We start from the raw sequence: 656 nt of genomic DNA, 5'->3' as shown, positions 1-656 counted from the left end.
CCGGCGCCGCCGCGCCGTGTCGTGGCCATCGGCCCCGCCATGACGGAGACCGTCTGCGCCCTGGGCCAGCAGGGCACCCTGGTCGCGGTGGACAGCAGCAGCCTGTTCCCGCCCGCCATCACCGCCCTGCCCAAGGTCGGCTATCTGCGCGCCCTGCCGACCGAGGGCATCATCGGCCTGCATCCCGACCTGCTGCTGCTCTCCGACCAGGCCGGGCCGGCCCAGGCGGTGGAGGTGCTGCGCGCCTCCGGCCTGCCGGTGGTCACCGTGGCCGATGGCGCCGGCCTCGCCGCCACCACCGCCAAGATCCGCGCCGCCGCCGCCGCGCTGGAGCGGGATGGCGCGCCGCTCGCCGCCGCCGTCGCCGCCGACTGGGCGCTGCTGGACGCGCCGCTTTCCGCCCTGCCGCGCAAGCCCCGCGTGATGTTCGTGCTCTCCGCCGGCCAGGGCGCGCCGCTGGTCTCGGGCGAGGCCACCCATGCCGCTTCGCTGATCGAGGCGGCGGGCGGGGTGAACGCCGTGCGCGGCTTCCGCGGCTATCGCCCGCTCTCGGCGGAGATGGGGGCCAGCCTGGCGCCCGACATCCTGCTGATGATGCCGCACGCGCTGGGCGAGGCCGGGGGGCGCGCCGCCGTGCTCGGCCATCCGGCGCTGGC

At 77.6% G+C, this 656-nt stretch carries 1 protein-coding gene; it reads left to right on the top strand.

The window, feature by feature from the left end:
• Positions 1-656 (top strand): heme/hemin ABC transporter substrate-binding protein (locus HMPREF0731_RS22545; protein ID WP_007006591.1); only part of this gene is annotated, 656 nt, incomplete at both ends.

The sequence above is a fragment of the Pseudoroseomonas cervicalis ATCC 49957 genome (genome assembly GCF_000164635.1).
Taxonomy (GTDB): domain Bacteria; phylum Pseudomonadota; class Alphaproteobacteria; order Acetobacterales; family Acetobacteraceae; genus Pseudoroseomonas; species Pseudoroseomonas cervicalis.
The sequence above is the reverse complement of the archived record's forward strand: the minus strand, read 5'-3'. Positions and strand labels throughout refer to the sequence as shown.